17 protein-coding genes are annotated in these 13,709 nt (G+C 68.9%); 6 read left to right on the top strand and 11 right to left on the bottom strand.

Going from position 1 to position 13,709, the window contains the following annotated elements; translation table 11 throughout:
* Nucleotides 1-2: 2 nt before the first annotated feature.
* From OH735_RS03630 to OH735_RS03620, 3 genes are read right to left on the bottom strand one after another with little or no spacing between them, the layout of a single operon-like run.
* On the bottom strand, nt 3-1,280 hold the full coding sequence (locus OH735_RS03630; RefSeq protein ID WP_406379406.1) for a beta-ketoacyl-[acyl-carrier-protein] synthase family protein: 1,278 nt from the start codon (nt 1,278-1,280) through the stop codon (nt 3-5).
* Entirely contained in the window at nt 1,277-1,711 is a 435-nt protein-coding gene (locus tag OH735_RS03625) for a cupin domain-containing protein (protein ID WP_406379404.1), read from the bottom strand. Before OH735_RS03625 ends, OH735_RS03630 begins: the two co-directional genes overlap by 4 nt.
* The gene (locus OH735_RS03620; protein WP_406379402.1) at nt 1,708-2,043 is read right to left on the bottom strand and encodes a TcmI family type II polyketide cyclase; all 336 of its coding nucleotides are present in this window, start codon (nt 2,041-2,043) and stop codon (nt 1,708-1,710) included. The genes OH735_RS03625 and OH735_RS03620 overlap by 4 nt, the downstream gene beginning before the upstream one ends.
* A gap of 204 nt (nt 2,044-2,247) precedes the next feature.
* Here OH735_RS03620 and OH735_RS03615 point away from each other — a divergent pair, with 204 nt between their 5' ends.
* Nucleotides 2,248-2,628: a SchA/CurD-like domain-containing protein gene (locus OH735_RS03615; RefSeq protein ID WP_406379400.1), complete on the top strand. Its 381-nt coding sequence runs from the start codon at nt 2,248-2,250 to the stop codon at nt 2,626-2,628.
* Between the two features lie 73 nt (nt 2,629-2,701).
* Here the strand turns inward: OH735_RS03615 and OH735_RS03610 are convergent, their stop codons facing one another.
* Genes OH735_RS03610 through OH735_RS03585 form a run of 6 tightly spaced genes read right to left on the bottom strand, consistent with a single transcriptional unit; the run spans nt 2,702 to nt 6,223 of the window.
* Complete coding sequence (locus tag OH735_RS03610; RefSeq protein ID WP_406379398.1) at nt 2,702-3,154, bottom strand: DUF1772 domain-containing protein; 453 nt, start codon at nt 3,152-3,154, stop codon at nt 2,702-2,704.
* A 14-nt stretch (nt 3,155-3,168) separates the two neighbouring features.
* Nucleotides 3,169-3,549: a SchA/CurD-like domain-containing protein gene (locus OH735_RS03605; RefSeq protein WP_406379396.1), complete on the bottom strand. Its 381-nt coding sequence runs from the start codon at nt 3,547-3,549 to the stop codon at nt 3,169-3,171.
* Nucleotides 3,549-4,298: an SDR family NAD(P)-dependent oxidoreductase gene (locus OH735_RS03600; RefSeq protein ID WP_406379394.1), complete on the bottom strand. Its 750-nt coding sequence runs from the start codon at nt 4,296-4,298 to the stop codon at nt 3,549-3,551. The genes OH735_RS03605 and OH735_RS03600 overlap by 1 nt, the downstream gene beginning before the upstream one ends.
* Nucleotides 4,298-4,564, bottom strand: a complete 267-nt coding sequence (locus OH735_RS03595; RefSeq protein WP_406379393.1) for an acyl carrier protein — start codon at nt 4,562-4,564, stop codon at nt 4,298-4,300. Before OH735_RS03595 ends, OH735_RS03600 begins: the two co-directional genes overlap by 1 nt.
* A gap of 50 nt (nt 4,565-4,614) precedes the next feature.
* Nucleotides 4,615-5,445 carry a BTAD domain-containing putative transcriptional regulator gene (locus OH735_RS03590; RefSeq protein WP_406379392.1) on the bottom strand — a complete coding sequence of 277 codons (831 nt, stop codon included), beginning with the start codon at nt 5,443-5,445 and terminating at the stop codon, nt 4,615-4,617.
* A 19-nt stretch (nt 5,446-5,464) separates the two neighbouring features.
* Entirely contained in the window at nt 5,465-6,223 is a 759-nt protein-coding gene (locus tag OH735_RS03585; protein ID WP_406379390.1) for a thioesterase II family protein, read from the bottom strand.
* A 228-nt stretch (nt 6,224-6,451) separates the two neighbouring features.
* Here OH735_RS03585 and OH735_RS03580 point away from each other — a divergent pair, with 228 nt between their 5' ends.
* Complete coding sequence (locus OH735_RS03580) at nt 6,452-6,871, top strand: nuclear transport factor 2 family protein (RefSeq protein WP_406379389.1); 420 nt, start codon at nt 6,452-6,454, stop codon at nt 6,869-6,871.
* A gap of 7 nt (nt 6,872-6,878) precedes the next feature.
* On the opposite strand, the gene OH735_RS03575 is transcribed toward OH735_RS03580, so the two are convergent.
* Nucleotides 6,879-7,694, bottom strand: a complete 816-nt coding sequence (locus tag OH735_RS03575) for a BTAD domain-containing putative transcriptional regulator (protein ID WP_406379388.1) — start codon at nt 7,692-7,694, stop codon at nt 6,879-6,881.
* 731 nt (nt 7,695-8,425) lie between these two features.
* Between OH735_RS03575 and OH735_RS03570 the strand changes: the two genes are divergently transcribed.
* Entirely contained in the window at nt 8,426-8,773 is a 348-nt protein-coding gene (locus OH735_RS03570; RefSeq protein ID WP_406379386.1) for a hypothetical protein, read from the top strand.
* A 178-nt stretch (nt 8,774-8,951) separates the two neighbouring features.
* The gene (locus OH735_RS03565; RefSeq protein ID WP_406379384.1) at nt 8,952-10,094 is read left to right on the top strand and encodes a sensor histidine kinase; all 1,143 of its coding nucleotides are present in this window, start codon (nt 8,952-8,954) and stop codon (nt 10,092-10,094) included.
* A 136-nt stretch (nt 10,095-10,230) separates the two neighbouring features.
* Here the strand turns inward: OH735_RS03565 and OH735_RS03560 are convergent, their stop codons facing one another.
* Entirely contained in the window at nt 10,231-10,836 is a 606-nt protein-coding gene (locus OH735_RS03560; protein ID WP_406379382.1) for a DNA-binding response regulator, read from the bottom strand.
* Between the two features lie 627 nt (nt 10,837-11,463).
* Here OH735_RS03560 and OH735_RS03555 point away from each other — a divergent pair.
* Both OH735_RS03555 and metK read left to right on the top strand, forming a co-directional pair.
* Nucleotides 11,464-12,333 carry an NAD(P)-dependent oxidoreductase gene (locus tag OH735_RS03555; RefSeq protein ID WP_406379380.1) on the top strand — a complete coding sequence of 290 codons (870 nt, stop codon included), beginning with the start codon at nt 11,464-11,466 and terminating at the stop codon, nt 12,331-12,333.
* A gap of 157 nt (nt 12,334-12,490) precedes the next feature.
* Nucleotides 12,491-13,696, top strand: coding sequence for a methionine adenosyltransferase (gene metK / locus OH735_RS03550; protein ID WP_406379378.1), 1,206 nt, complete (start codon nt 12,491-12,493; stop codon nt 13,694-13,696).
* Nucleotides 13,697-13,709: the final 13 nt, after the last annotated feature.

The following is a 13,709-nucleotide window of genomic DNA, read 5'->3' as shown; positions in this document are numbered from 1 at the left end:
GATCAGTTCCTCCCGTACTCGACCGCGCCGGGACGGGCCAGGAGCATCGCGGTCTGGAAGCCGCCGAATCCGCTGCCGACGCTGAGCACGACGTCCATGGAATGCTCACGAGCGGTCAGCGGCACATAGTCGAGGTCGCACGCGGGGTCCGGGTTGTGTAGGTTCGCGGTCGGCGGCACGACCTGACGTTCCAGCGCGAGGGCGCAGGCGGCGACCTCGATGGAGCCGATCGCACCGAGGGAGTGCCCGACCATGGACTTGATGGAGCTCACCGGTACGTCGTAGGCGTGCTGCCCCAGGCTCCGCTTGAAGGCGGCGGTCTCGTGCCGGTCGTTCTGCTTGGTGCCGGAGCCATGGGCGTTGATGTAGCCGACGGCGGTGGGGTCGAGCCCCGCCTGGTCCAGGGAGACCCGGATGGCCTCCGCCATCTCCCGGCCGTCCGGCTTGAGACCGGTCATGTGGAACGCGTTGCTGCGGCCGGCGAAGCCCACGATCTCGCCGTAGATCCGCGCCCCGCGGCGTTCGGCGGCCTCCTTCTCCTCCAGGACCATGACCGCCGAGCCCTCGCCGAGTACGAAACCGTCCCGGTCCCGGTCGAACGGGCGCGAGGCGTGCTCGGGGTCGGCGTTGTTCGCCGTGGTGGCCTTGATCGCGTCGAAGCAGGCCGAGGTGATGGGGGACAGCGGCGCGTCGGTGGCGCCGGCCAGCGCGACGTCCGCGCTGCCCTCCTCGATGAGCTGCACGGCGTGCCCGATGGAGTCCAGACCCGAGGTGCAGCCGGTCGAGATCAGCGCGACCGGGCCCTCCGCTCCCGCGTCCCGCGCCACCTCCACGGCGAGGGTGCTCGGGACCATGTAGCCGTACAGGTGCGGGACCCCGTACGTGTGGTCGAGGAGCCACTGTTTGCCACCGTCGCTGAGGACGGCGTACTCCTCCTCCAGGCCCATGGTGCAGCCGACCGCGCTGCCGACGCTGACCGCCAGCCGCTCGGGGTTCAGGCCCGCGAGGTCCAGGCCGCTGTCGGCGACCGCCTCGCGCGCGGACACGACGGCGAACTGCGCGGCCCTGTCCATCCGCCGTATCTGCCGCGCCTCCAGCCCCGCCGAGATGGGGTCGAAATCCACCTCGGCGCCGACCTGGGAGCGGAACGGCCCGATGTCGAAGAGGGAGATCCGCCGGGTCGCCGTACGGCCCTCGGACAGCAGCTCCCAGAACGCCTCACGGCCGATTCCGCCCGGCGCGACGACACCGATGCCCGTGATGACGGCGCGTCGGCTCACGGGGCTCCACCCACCTGCGGGTTCTCCAGCTCGGGGCTCTGCGCCTCCTCGGTGTCCACATGGCCGAGGTCGGGCCGGGGGGCGAGCGGGGAAAGATGGAAGGCGCAGGTGGCGGTCGACTCGCCGGCGTTGACCAGCCGGTGCCGTACCCCGATGGGGACGTACAGCGAGTCGCCCGGGCCGAGAGCGATCTTCTCGCCGTCCAGGGTCATCTCGAGCCGGCCGGTGACGACATGCAGGAATTCTTCGGAGTACGGGTGGTAGTGCTCGGTGATGAAGTCGCCCGCCTCCAGACTCATCACACCGCCGAAGCCCGAGGTGCAGGCCACGGTCCTGGGGCTGAGGGTGACCCGGATGTCGCCGCCCCGGCGGGTGTTGGCCGCGACTTCGCCGGCGGCCACCTTCACGGTCCTGGTGATCGCCGTGGTCACTGGATCCGCCCTCCGTCCTTGGTCCACACGTAGAAGGCCTGCGCCATGGCGTCCTTCGGTTCCTGCCAGTTGGGGTCGTACGGCTCCACGCACTGCGCGAGACGCTTGTTGATGTCGTCGTAGAGCGGGTGGCTCCGGGCCTTGTACAGATTCGGGGTGATGTCCTCGTCGGCCTCGACGAGGTGGAAGTACAGCTCGTGGAAGCGGAAGAGGGTCCGCCGGCTGACGCCGACCATGTGCGGCAGGTCGGTCGAGTCGGACTCCTCGAAGATCTCGGCGATGTCCTTGGTCTTGCCCGGTTTCAACCTCGCCACGATGAGCGTTCTGTGCACTGTGGGCCTCCTACGAATGCCTGCTGACGACAGGAGACGGACACCGTCGCACCGGGTTCTAAAGACACACTCGAGTCGGCCTGCAGCACCGGTGCCGTCCGGACCGGCCCGCGCCCCCTGCACGGAACCTCGAGGACGCCGCGAGCGGCCTGTTCTGCGATAGGGCGGCAGCACACCGTCAGCCGACCGAGCACAGGAGCAGCCATGCCGTTCGCCGCCATCACCTACGACATCAAGCCCGGCTTCGAGAAGGAACTGACCGCGATCTTCAGCGATTTCCGGCGGGTGCGGTCCAGCGATGCGAAGGACGCCGAGGGCCGGACCGCCGGCACGATCCTGGCCACCGCCGTCTTCCTGCGGGACGACACAATGGTCCGCGTGATCGAGTACACCGGGGACCTGGAGACGGTCGCCCGCCATATGGCCACGCAGCCCGGGGTGCGTGAGGTGGAGGCGAAGCTCAAGCCGTATCTGAGCAGGCCACGGGAGACCGATACGGTCGAAGGCTTCGTCGCCACCTTCAAGCGGAGCCTGCTGACGACCGTCACCCAGATCTCGGTGCGCGATCTGGCGGCCCGGGCCTGAGCGTGGGTACGGCAGAGCCGCAACCGGCCGGGCCGGTTGCGGCTCTCTCCTGCCTTCAGACCCTGATGCCAGCTCAGAAAGCCATCGAAGCAACGGCGTTGAGCGCCAGGACGATCAGCGCGAGTGCGGTGCGCAGCAGGTGCCAGCGCCGCCACAGGGGGCGCGGGTCCTGCCAGCCGGCGGGCAGCACCGTGGGGTCTTCGATCTCCTTGACCCGGCGGTTGATCGGCACATTGGCCAGGTGGGAAACCGCCGAGACGCCCAGCATCAAGACGGCGGCGAGGGCGAGCAGGACCCGGGTGGAGCCGCCGGTCATCGCCGCGAGCACGCCGTCGAGCAGGGTGGTGCCCAGGACGATGACAGGCATCGTCGGGTCCCAGTTGCGGCCGAGCAGCTGGTGCGCGTAGACGTACGTGCCGGTGGGCATCGCGAAGAGCGCGGGCAGCACGCTCAGGGCGACGGCGAAGAGGACACCGGCGGTGATCCCGCTGCCGAGCAGCGCGGCAACGCCCAGCAGTTCCTCCATGGTCGCGCCCTCCTTCAGACCTTCGCGGGGTGCGTGTCCATGGTCAGCTGGGAGATGGAGCGCATGGTCGCGTCGCGGAAGTAGGCGGCGAAGCCCTCGGCGCTGTCGGTCTCGCGCTGCTCGGCGAGGTAGGGCGCGAGCTGCTGTTCGAGCATGTGGACGCCCTTCTGGGCGGCCATGTGCTTGCCGACCGCGGCGAAGTCGCCCTCGTAGTGGATGACCCGGACTATCACGTCATCCTTGATGAACACGCCCGTGCCGAGCAGCCGGCCCGCGGCCTCGCCGTCGTCACCGGTGAAGTCCGGTGTGTCGGCCCGCTGGAAGCCGGCGAATATCTCGGCGATGTCGTCCTCGTGGCCGGGCTTGACCCGGTAGGTGATCGCTGCGTACGGCATCAGATTCCTCCATCGACTTCGATCGTGGTGCCAGTGACATAGGTCGCGGTGTCACCGGCGAGGTAGAGCACCGCACCGGCGACGTCGTCGGGTGTGCCGAGTCGTCCCAGGGCCGTCATCCCGGCGAGTCGCTGCGCGATCTGCGGTGGCAGGCCCGCGCCGGGCTCGGTCTCGGTGACACCCGGTGCGACGGTGTTGACCCGGATGCCGCGGCCGCCGAGTTCCTTGCCCAGGGCCCGGCCGAAGCCGACCAGGGCGGCTTTCGAAGCGCTGTAGTGGACGCCGAACGCCCGTCCCCGCAGGGCCACCGAGGCGCCGACGTTGACCACCGACGCCCCGTCGGCGAGCAGGCCGAGGAGGGCGCGGGTGACCAGGTAGGCCGAGGTGACGTTGTGGTCGATGACGCGGTGCCACTCCTCCGCGTCCAGGTCGTCGAACTTCACATGGCCGTCGACGCCGACGTTGTTCACCAGCACGTCGAGGCCGCCCAGGTGTTCGCGGACCGCGTCGGCCAGGGCCGCGGTCCCTTCGGCGCTCGTGACGTCCGCCTGGACGAGGACGTGGTCCGGCCCGGTTCCGGCCAGATCGCGGGCCAGCTCCTGGGCGGGCTCGCCGGCGGTTCGGTGACCCACGACGACCCGCGCGCCGGCCCGGGCGAAGGCGAGTGCCGTCGCCCGGCCGATGCCCCGGGTCCCGCCGGTGACCAGCACCCGCTTGCCGGTCAGGCCGGTGTCCGAAGGCGCCGTCATCAGTGGGCCTCGGCGGGCAGGCCGACGTTGACCAACCGGAGCAGCATGCGGGGGGTCTCCGCTTCGGCGATGGCGTCGTCCGACAGTTCCACGCCGCGCTCCCGGTTGATCACGTTGGTGATCTGGAGCAGGGCGAGGGAGTCGTAACCGAGGTCGAAGAAGGAGACGTCGAGGACGCCGTCGTCGGTCAGGTCCACCCCCTCGTCGGGGTCCCCGGCGCACACGCGCAGCAGATCGGTCAGCTCGCGCAAGGTGAACTCACTCATCACGGAAGGTCCTTTCGAGGTGTTCATCTCGGTTTTGTGGTTCGTCCGGCTCAGATGGCCCTGACCAGCCGCCCCGCTGCGGGCGGAAAGTGCCCGCCCAGGTCGAGTTCGGGTGCGGAGTCGAGCACGGCGCGCTGCATGTTCCGCAGGCTCTGCGAGGGGCCGAGTCCCAGTTCCCGGCCGAGGACGGCGCGCAGCCGTTGGTACACGTCCAGGGAGCTGCCGCGCCGACCGGCGCGGTACAGGGCCAGCATCAGCTGTTCGTGGAGGCCCTCGTGGAGCGGATAGCGGGCGGCAAGTCCTGACAGTTCGCCGATGAGCTCGTGGTGCCTGCCGAGGTACAGATCGGCCTCGATGCGCCGGCCGAGGATACTCAGCCGGCACTCCTCGAGCCGGGTGGCCTCCACTTCGAGCAACGCGCCGCACTGCACGTCGATGAGAGCGGGCCCGCGCCAGAGTGCGAGTGCCTGCCGGAACAGCGCGGACGCGGCGGTGCAGTCCCCCGCCTCCAAGGCCCGGTGGCCGGCTCCGGAGAGCCGGTCGAACTCCGCCACGTCGACGTCGCCGCCCTGGGTGTCCAGCAGATAGCCGCCGGATTCGGTGACGAGGACGCTCTTCGCGCCGAGCGGCAGATCGGCGCTGTGGCCGCCGACGGCGGACGAGATCAGGTTGCGCAGTTGCAGGATGTACGTCTGCAACGTTGTCTGCACGCTGCGCGGCGGAGATTCTCCCCACAGTTCCTCGACCAGTGCGTTCACGGAGACCACCTGGTCGGGGTGGAGTGCGAGCAGGGCGAGGACCTTGCGGGGTTTGACAGCCGTGGGCACCACCGATGCCCCTGCCTGCATCACCCAGCACGGACCGAGTACGCCTATGTCCATTTTCGGGCTTCCCTTCGCGTCAGGTGTTGAGCCCGGCGAGCCGCGACGGCGAGCCGGAGCCCAGGGCCGAGGCGAGAAGCTGTGACAGCTCACCGCCACGGACGAAGAAATGGCCGCCGGCAATGGTTCGCAGCTCGAATGCGGCAGTGGTGTACTGGTCCCAGGAACGCATTTCGCCGGCCGGGGCGACCGTGTCGTCCCGGCCGGCGAAGGCCCGCAAGGGACACGGCAGGGCATCCCCCGATCCGTCCCGGAGACTGCGCGCGAGCTGCAGATCGTCCCGCAGGGTGGCGAGTAGGGTGCGCAGCCGCTCGGGCCGTTGCACCAGGTATTCGGGCAGGTCACCGCAGCGGGACAGCAGCCCGAGCAGCTCCTGGTCGGGTAGTTCGTCGCCGTCGGTGAACCGGCCGGGCAGATGGGGCGGACTGCACGCGCCCACCAGGACCGAGTCCGGCGCGCGGTGGCCTTCACGCACCCGGTGCAGGGCGAACCGGTAGGCGACGAGGGCGCCCATGCTGTGCCCGTAGAAAGCGTGCGGCTGATCCAGCAAGCTGCCCAGGGCTTCGGCCAGTTCCCGCATGAGCCGGTTCCCGTCGGTGATCCGGGCCTCGCGCAGCCGTGTCTCCCGGCCAGGGAGCCGGACCGGCAGGACGCGCACCTGCGGGCCCAGCCGTTGCCGCCAGCGGGCGAAGGTCATCGCCCCCGCGCCGGCGTGGTGGAAACAGAACAGACTCAGCGGTGCCTCGCTCTGCGGATGACCTACCACGTAGCGGTTCACGCAGTTCCCCTCTGCCGGTTCCGGCCTCCCCTTGGCTTGGCCAGGGGATCCCGCTGGACTCGCCAGCGACGTCGAGGTGCAGATCGTTACCGCGTGGCCTGGAGAAACACTCGACAGGGGGTGGAAAGGCCTGGGACGGGGGACGTCCGGGATCCAGTGGCCTACGAGCCTCACCCGACGGTCCGGGCATACAAAGACCGGCATCCGGTACAGCCGAGGAGGGCCGAAGTGACGCATGCCGAAGTCCATTGGGAGATCCAGACCCTGTACGCCCACCAGATGCGGCTCTACGACGACGGGGCCTATGAGAAATGGGCGGCGACCTTCACCCCGGACGCGACCTTCGAGATCGATCTGCTGCCGGGACCGCTCGCCGGCCGACGGGCGATCGGGGAGGCGGCGCTGCACATCCGCGACCGGCTGGACCGGGAGGACGTGCAGCACCGCACCTGGATCGGGATGCTGACGGTGGAACCCCGTCACGACGGGACGGTGTGCGCCCGGTCGTACGCGCTGGTGCTGGCGATCCCCCGCGGCGGGAAGCCGGAGCTGCGGCACACCGCCGTCTGCGAGGATCTGCTGGTCCGGGACGGTGCAGGCGGGTGGCTGGTCCACGACCGCCAGGTGGTCCGGGACGCGGTGGGCTGAGAGCGTTTCAGCCCACCAGTGCACCGCCGTAGGGCCGGATCGGTTCCTCCCGCAAGTCCAGGGCCGGGTCGGAGCGCAGGATCGCCCGCTGGAGACGTCGTACTGGGGAAGAGGGCTCCAGGCCCAGGTCTTCGACGAGGCTGTCGCGCAGGCGTTGATACGTGTCCAGGGCATCGGCGGTACGGCCGGCCCGGTACAGGGCGAGCATGAGTTGGCCGTGCAGGTTCTCGTGCATGGGGCAGCGGCCTGCCAGCCCGGTCAGTTCACCGATGAGCTCGTGGTGCCGGCCGAGTTGCAGGTCGGCGTCGATACGCCGCTCCAGGGCTCCCATCCGGCACTCGGTGAGCCGGGTCACCTCGATGGATATCTGGGTCCCGTGCGTCACGTCGACCAGGACCGGCCCGTGCCACAGTTCGAGCGCCGAGCTCAGCAGGATGGAGGCGCGCGCCATGGATCCGGCCTCGAACGCGGCATAGCCCGCGGTGATCAGGCGGTGGAACTCCAGGGCATCGACACACGCCGGATCCACCTCGAGCAGGTATCCGCCGTACCGGGTGACCAGGATCCCGTTGACATCCCGTGCTCCGTCCTTGAGTGCGGCGCGCAGTTTGCGTCTCAGTTGCAGGATGTACGTCTGCAGGGTGGTGGGGGCGCTCCGCGGGGGAGAAGTTCCCCACAGTTCCTCCATCAGGTCCTGCACGGTGACGATGTGGTTCGCGTTGAGTGCGAGCAGAGAGAGTAGCTGCCGGGGTTTGGCAGCCGTCGGCACGATGGACACGCCGGCCTCGTGTGCCGCCAGAGGCCCCAGAATGCTGAACTGCATGGCAAGTCCTTTCCTTGAACTTCCCTCCCACATCAGGGCTTGGTCGTTGAGGCTGGCATGTGCCGGGGCCCAGCACCAGGGAGGTAATCACGAATCAGATCACCGGCCCTGGCAGGAAGAGACCATGAGATTTTCACAGGAAGCACATGACGTGTGCCACTGTCAATAAGCCGGCCGGCACAGCAGGCTTCCCCACAGCAACAGTTCGCCGATGCGTACACGAAATCCTTGGGAGCAGATCCATGCCTGAACGGATCGATCAGGACCGTGGCGTTTCGCGGAACTCGTTGCGCAGAGCTTTTTCCAGCCGGAGCTGAGCGACCGGTACACGGCCGATCGTCACTCGGTCCTTGCGGACTTCGGCCTTCAGCTGACCGAAGGCGGCATCGCGCCGCGGCTTCTCGCCGCGGCGGAGAAGGACGCCATGCTGGTGTCCTCGACCCGTGGTCCCTGGACAACGCCGCGGAAGTGCAACCCTTCGTCATCACGTACACCAGTCCGGTCCGGATCGAAGGAACGGACCGCATCCCGGCATGAGCGACCCGGTGCTTTCCCGCTCGCCACGGGTGGGATTCCGCAAGTACCTGAAGCCCGTGGTGGTGCCCGGGGATGCCAACTGCCTCATCTACGAGCGTGGGTGACGGCCGTACGAGGGAAACAGCCGGCTCCCGTCGCCCCCTGCTTACGGGAGCCGTGACTTCCCGGCTCTGCTCCGGGACGCTCAGGGCGCCGTGACCGCGGCCGAACTCGGCAGCGTGGTCGGCCGGCTGGCCCGTGAGAACGTCGCGGGTCTCTCCGCGACCGCCGCCCCGGCCGACGCCTACTGGGAAGCGGCCGGCCTGGATTCCGCACAAGCCCGGAGCGGCACGGGCGCAGCACACCGGATCCGCTTGATCAGCCTCGCCGGCGCGGGCGCCGACGAGAAGCCCGTCCACGATGCACTGTCCGCCGCCGGACTCGGCCTCGTCCCGGACGACGCCGGGCCGGGGGACGAGGCGCTCACCATCGTACTGTGCGACACCTACCTGGACCCGATGCCGCAGGCACCACACCCGAAAGGCAGTCTACCTGATCGGTAGTCACTCGCGTACGCTCTGCCAAACCAAGGGGCAGGGGAGACGGGTGATGGCGGAGCAACACGAGTGGTCGGCCTCGCGTGGTCCGGGAGTACCGCAAGGGGCTCGTGCCTGGCCCTGGTTGGCGGACGCGCCGACGCCCACGCTTTCCGTCGCCATCCTTCTGGTGCCGTTGGTCTGTATGTCCGCGGCTTCCGTTCTGAACCTGGTAGCCACCGGCCACAGCCATGGCGAGGTCGTGTTGCAAGGCACGTTCCTGCTGGGAATTCTGAGCGTGCAGATTCTGCACTGTGCGCCGTCCCGGTACCGCTGGAGTCTGCGGAACAGACGCTGGATTCTCATCGTGCAGTGCGGACTCACCTATGTGCCATTTCTCTATCTGGGTGACTCCTGGGTGGGCATGCCCGGCTTTCTGGCCGGGTCTCTGCTCCTTACCCCCAGCGGCCCGCTGTCCTGGGTGTTATCGGCTCTCGTTCCGGGAAGCATGCTGGTCATCTCGACCGCGTTCGGCCATACACCGCTGCAGACCGCGCACTACGTCCTCTGCACCCTCCTGACCGGAATGATCGTCTTCGGTCTGACCCGGCTCTCCGACATGGTGGAGGCCGTCCAGGCCGTCCAGGCCGCCCAGGCCGAGATGGCCCGGATGGCCGTCGCCCGGGAGCGGCTGAGGTTCGCCCGGGATCTTCACGATCTGCTGGGCTACAGCCTGTCCGCCATCATCCTGCGCAGCGAGCTGACCTTCCGTCTGGTGGACACGTTCCCCGACCGCGCCCGCGATGAGATCGCCGCTGTCCTGGAGATCTCCCGGCGGGCCCTCGCGGATGTCCGGCAAGTCGCCCGCGGCTACCGGAACATGTCCCTGACCGACGAAGCCGCCTCGGCGAAGTCGGTTCTGGAGGCCGTCGGCGTCGCGGCCACCATCAAGCTCTCCTGCGACGAACTGCCGGGCCAGGTGAGTACCGTGCTCGCCACCGTGCTGCGGGAGGGCATGACCAACGTGCTCCGGCACAGCAAGGTCAGACATTGCGGGATCTGGATATGGGCGAAGGACGAAAGCGTGCGAATGGCGATCGTCAACGACGGCGTGACGGCGGGCTTGAACCCCCGCGACGGGGCCATGCACAGCGGCAGCGGACTGGGGAACCTCAGCCTGCGGCTCTCCGAGATCGGCGGACGGTTGGAGGCCGGCGTGGGGGACGACGGGCAGTTCCATCTGGTCGCCGTGGTTCCGTTACGGCTCGGCGAGGTCGGCCGGGAGGCCGTGGCAGGGCGGGTGGAGCGAAGAGGCCGCCTGGTGGAGGAGAAGGGTTCCGCCGCGTGACTCGGGCCGTCCGCCGAACACGATCGCGTGGCCTGCGCGGATGCTGCCGGCGAGGCCGTAGTGGCACCGACATCGTGCTGCCACGCCGAGGCGGCTGCCGGCCACGATCCGACCCCGACCGGGTTGAAGAACAAGCTCAGACCCAGCCGGCTTCCTGGGCTATGCGAATGGCGTCCAGCCGGTTGCGAGCGTTGATCTTCGCCACGATGGTGGTCAGGTAGTTCCGCACTGTCCCCGCCGACAGGCTCAGCCGGGAGGCTATCTCCATGGCCTCCGCGCCCTCCGCGGCGTATCTGAGCACTTCGACCTCACGCCGCGTCAGCGGGTTCGCCCGTGCGTCCCAGGCTGCCAGTGCCAGATGGGGGTCGATGACCCGTTCCCCTGCCACCACCCTGCGGATGGCGTCCGCGAGCTGCGGCGGCGGGGCGTCCTTGAGGATGAAGCCGGAAACGTGCGCGTCGAGCGCCCGCCGCAGTGTTCCGGGGCGCCCCAGGCTGGTCAGCATCAGTGTCCGACAGGACGGAGCCCGATCGTGGATCAGACCGGCGGCGGTAAGACCGTCCATCCCGGGCAGGCCGATGTCGATGACAGCGACGTCGGGGCGCCAGCGGATCACGGCAGGGAGGATGTCCGGGCCGGAGCCGACCTCGTCCACAACGTCGATGTCGGCCTCCAGGTCCAATAGGGCGACCAGCGCGCCGCGGACCATGTGCATGTCCTCGGCCAGCACGATACTGATCATGAGGCTCCCCGCCGCCATGGCCGCCATGGGATCGCTGGCTGCCGACCAGTGAAAACATGGCAGAGGATACCCGCACTCGAACGATTCAAGACAAATATTCAGCGTGACCGCGTTGGGTGACGGTTTCGGGTATGGGGTGACGGTCGGTGACCGGTGGTAAGCGGCTGGTCGGGCGGGGTGGTCAGGCCGGGGCGGTAGCAGCTGGGGGAGCCGGGTTCTGCCGGTGAAGGCATTGCGGAGCACGGTCAGCGGGTTGACCGGGTGTTCGACGGCGGCGGAGTCCGGCCGGCTCCGGCACCCTCGGGCCGGACCGCGGCGTGCACCTTCCCACCGCCACCGGCCACCGCGTGCTGGTCGAACTGCGTCACCGCCACCGACACCAAAGGGATTTCCTGCTGCTGGTACCGGTCCACCACGCACCCACACCCGCACCCACACACCCCCTGCGGGAAGCGGTCCGGACGGGCATCGAGCTCATCCTCCTGGCGCCAACGCAACGCGAGCCCGGTAGTGCTGGGCCGCCGGCTGCCGTCGGGGCCGAGCATCTTTCGACAGCGGCTCGAGGACCGGCGGTGAGGCTGGCGGAGCTGACACCACGTGCCGACGATCCCGAAGATTGAGGACACCGTGAACACTGAGCATCTGGCAGTCGTAGGCCTCGGCAACATGGGTGCGGGAATGGCCCAGCGCCTGCTTGACTCCGGCTTCGGCGTGACGGTCCACAACCGGACCGCGCGGAAGGCGGAGCCCCTGGTGGCCGCGGGGGCCGTCTTCGCCGATACGCCGGATGAGGCGGCGAAGGGTCAGTCCGTCGTCCTACTCAGCCTGAGCGACGAGGCCGCCGTGGAGCAGGTGCTGTTCGGCCGGGTCGTGCCGCAGTTGGAACCCGGCAGCATGGTGATCGACACCTCCACGGTCTCCCCCGAGTACGCGAGGAATGCGGCGGCCAGGCTGTTCCACCGGGGACTGCGGCGGGTCGAGGCGTGCGTCGTCGGCAATCCGCTGCAGGCCCGCCAGGGCGCTCTGCGGGTCTTCGTCTCCGGCGAATCGGCCGACATCGGCGAGGTGCAGAACATCCTGGACACCATCGGCTCGGAGGTCGTTCCGCTCGGTGCCATGGGCACCGCGGCCACCATGAAGCTCATCTTCAATCTGCTGCTGGGTGCCCAGGTCGCCTCGCTCGCCGAAGCCGTCAGTTACGGCGTGGAGGCGGGCCTGGACCGGGACCGGCTGCTGTCCTCCATCGCCGGGAGCGGGTTCAGTTCCGCCGTCATGCGGTTCCGCGCCGAGCTGATGCGCAAGGCCGCCTACGAACCTGCCTTCTTCCGGGCCCGGCTGATGGAGAAGGACCTGCGACTGGCGCTCGGCGACGCGGCCGGGTCCGGGCTGGCCCTCCCCGTGCTGGACACCGTACGGGCCCGCTTCGCAGCGGTCGTTGAGGCCGGCGACGGAGACAAGGACGCATCGGTCGTGATCGACCACCCGGCAGCCCACTGAGCGCAGCCGCTCCGCACCCGGGCCCCGCCCGCACCGGCGGTCGGGCGGTCCGGAGCGACCGCAGTCCCCACCACTTGCCCTGTGACGTGCAGGGATCCCGACGCCTTGCCCCCCGGCGGCGACGGGATGATTCCCAGCCCCAGACCATGGAGGATTCGTGTCCCGTCGTCTGTTCACCTCGGAGTCCGTGACCGAGGGTCACCCCGACAAGATCGCTGACCAGATCAGCGACACCATTCTCGACGCGCTGCTCCGTGAGGACCCCCGGTCCCGCGTCGCCGTCGAGACCTTGATCACCACCGGTCTGGTGCATGTTGCGGGTGAGGTCACGACCAAGGCCTACGCCGACATCCCGACCCTCGTGCGCAACAAGGTTCTCGACATCGGCTACGACTCCTCCAAGAAGGGCTTCGACGGCGCCTCCTGCGGTGTCTCGGTGTCCATCGGTTCGCAGTCGCCCGACATCGCGCAGGGTGTCGACACCGCGTACGAGAACCGGGTCGAGGGTGATGAGGACGAGCTCGACAAGCAGGGTGCCGGCGACCAGGGCCTGATGTTCGGCTACGCCTGCGACGAGACGCCCGAGCTCATGCCGCTCCCGATTTACCTCGCGCACCGGCTCTCGCGACGGCTCTCCGAGGTCCGCAAGAACGGGACCATCCCGTACCTGCGCCCGGACGGCAAGACGCAGGTCACCATCGAGTACGACGGCGACAAGGCCGTCCGTCTCGACACGGTCGTCGTCTCCTCGCAGCACGCCAGCGACATCGACCTCGACTCGCTGCTCGCGCCGGACATCCGCGAGTTCGTCGTCGAGCACGTGCTCGGGCAGCTGATCGAGGACGGCATCAAGCTGGACACCGACGGCTACCGGCTGCTGGTCAACCCGACCGGTCGTTTCGAGATCGGCGGCCCGATGGGCGACGCCGGTCTGACCGGCCGCAAGATCATCATCGACACCTACGGCGGCATGGCGCGACACGGCGGCGGCGCGTTCTCCGGCAAGGATCCGTCCAAGGTGGACCGTTCGGCGGCGTACGCGATGCGCTGGGTCGCCAAGAACGTCGTCGCCGCGGGCCTCGCCGCCCGCTGCGAGGTACAGGTCGCCTACGCCATCGGCAAGGCCGAGCCCGTCGGCCTGTTCGTCGAGACGTTCGGCACCAACACCGTCGACACCGAGAAGATCGAGAGCGCGATCGGTGAGGTCTTCGACCTGCGTCCGGCGGCGATCATCCGGGACCTCGACCTGCTGCGTCCGATCTACGCCGAGACCGCCGCGTACGGCCACTTCGGCCGTGAGCTGCCCGACTTCACCTGGGAGCGCACCGACCGTGCCGACAAGCTCCGCGCTGCAACCCGCTGACGACCGAGGAGCT

Source organism: Streptomyces sp. NBC_01618, from assembly GCF_045209435.1.
GTDB lineage: Bacteria > Actinomycetota > Actinomycetes > Streptomycetales > Streptomycetaceae > Streptomyces.
Note: the sequence above shows the minus strand (reverse complement) of the source record. Positions and strands in the feature narration are given on the sequence as shown.

Coding starts and splice junctions, on each gene's coding strand:
- OH735_RS03560 (WP_406379382.1), bottom strand. CDS start 10,836: ATGATCAGTATCGTGCTGGCCGAGGACATGCACATGGTCCGCGGCGCG.
- OH735_RS03590 (WP_406379392.1), bottom strand. CDS start 5,445: ATGGACATAGGCGTACTCGGTCCGTGCTGGGTGATGCAGGCAGGGGCA.
- OH735_RS03610 (WP_406379398.1), bottom strand. CDS start 3,154: ATGGAGGAACTGCTGGGCGTTGCCGCGCTGCTCGGCAGCGGGATCACC.
- OH735_RS03565 (WP_406379384.1), top strand. CDS start 8,952: ATGTCCGCGGCTTCCGTTCTGAACCTGGTAGCCACCGGCCACAGCCAT.
- OH735_RS03605 (WP_406379396.1), bottom strand. CDS start 3,549: ATGCCGTACGCAGCGATCACCTACCGGGTCAAGCCCGGCCACGAGGAC.
- OH735_RS03575 (WP_406379388.1), bottom strand. CDS start 7,694: ATGCAGTTCAGCATTCTGGGGCCTCTGGCGGCACACGAGGCCGGCGTG.
- OH735_RS03615 (WP_406379400.1), top strand. CDS start 2,248: ATGCCGTTCGCCGCCATCACCTACGACATCAAGCCCGGCTTCGAGAAG.
- OH735_RS03595 (WP_406379393.1), bottom strand. CDS start 4,564: ATGAGTGAGTTCACCTTGCGCGAGCTGACCGATCTGCTGCGCGTGTGC.
- OH735_RS03600 (WP_406379394.1), bottom strand. CDS start 4,298: ATGACGGCGCCTTCGGACACCGGCCTGACCGGCAAGCGGGTGCTGGTC.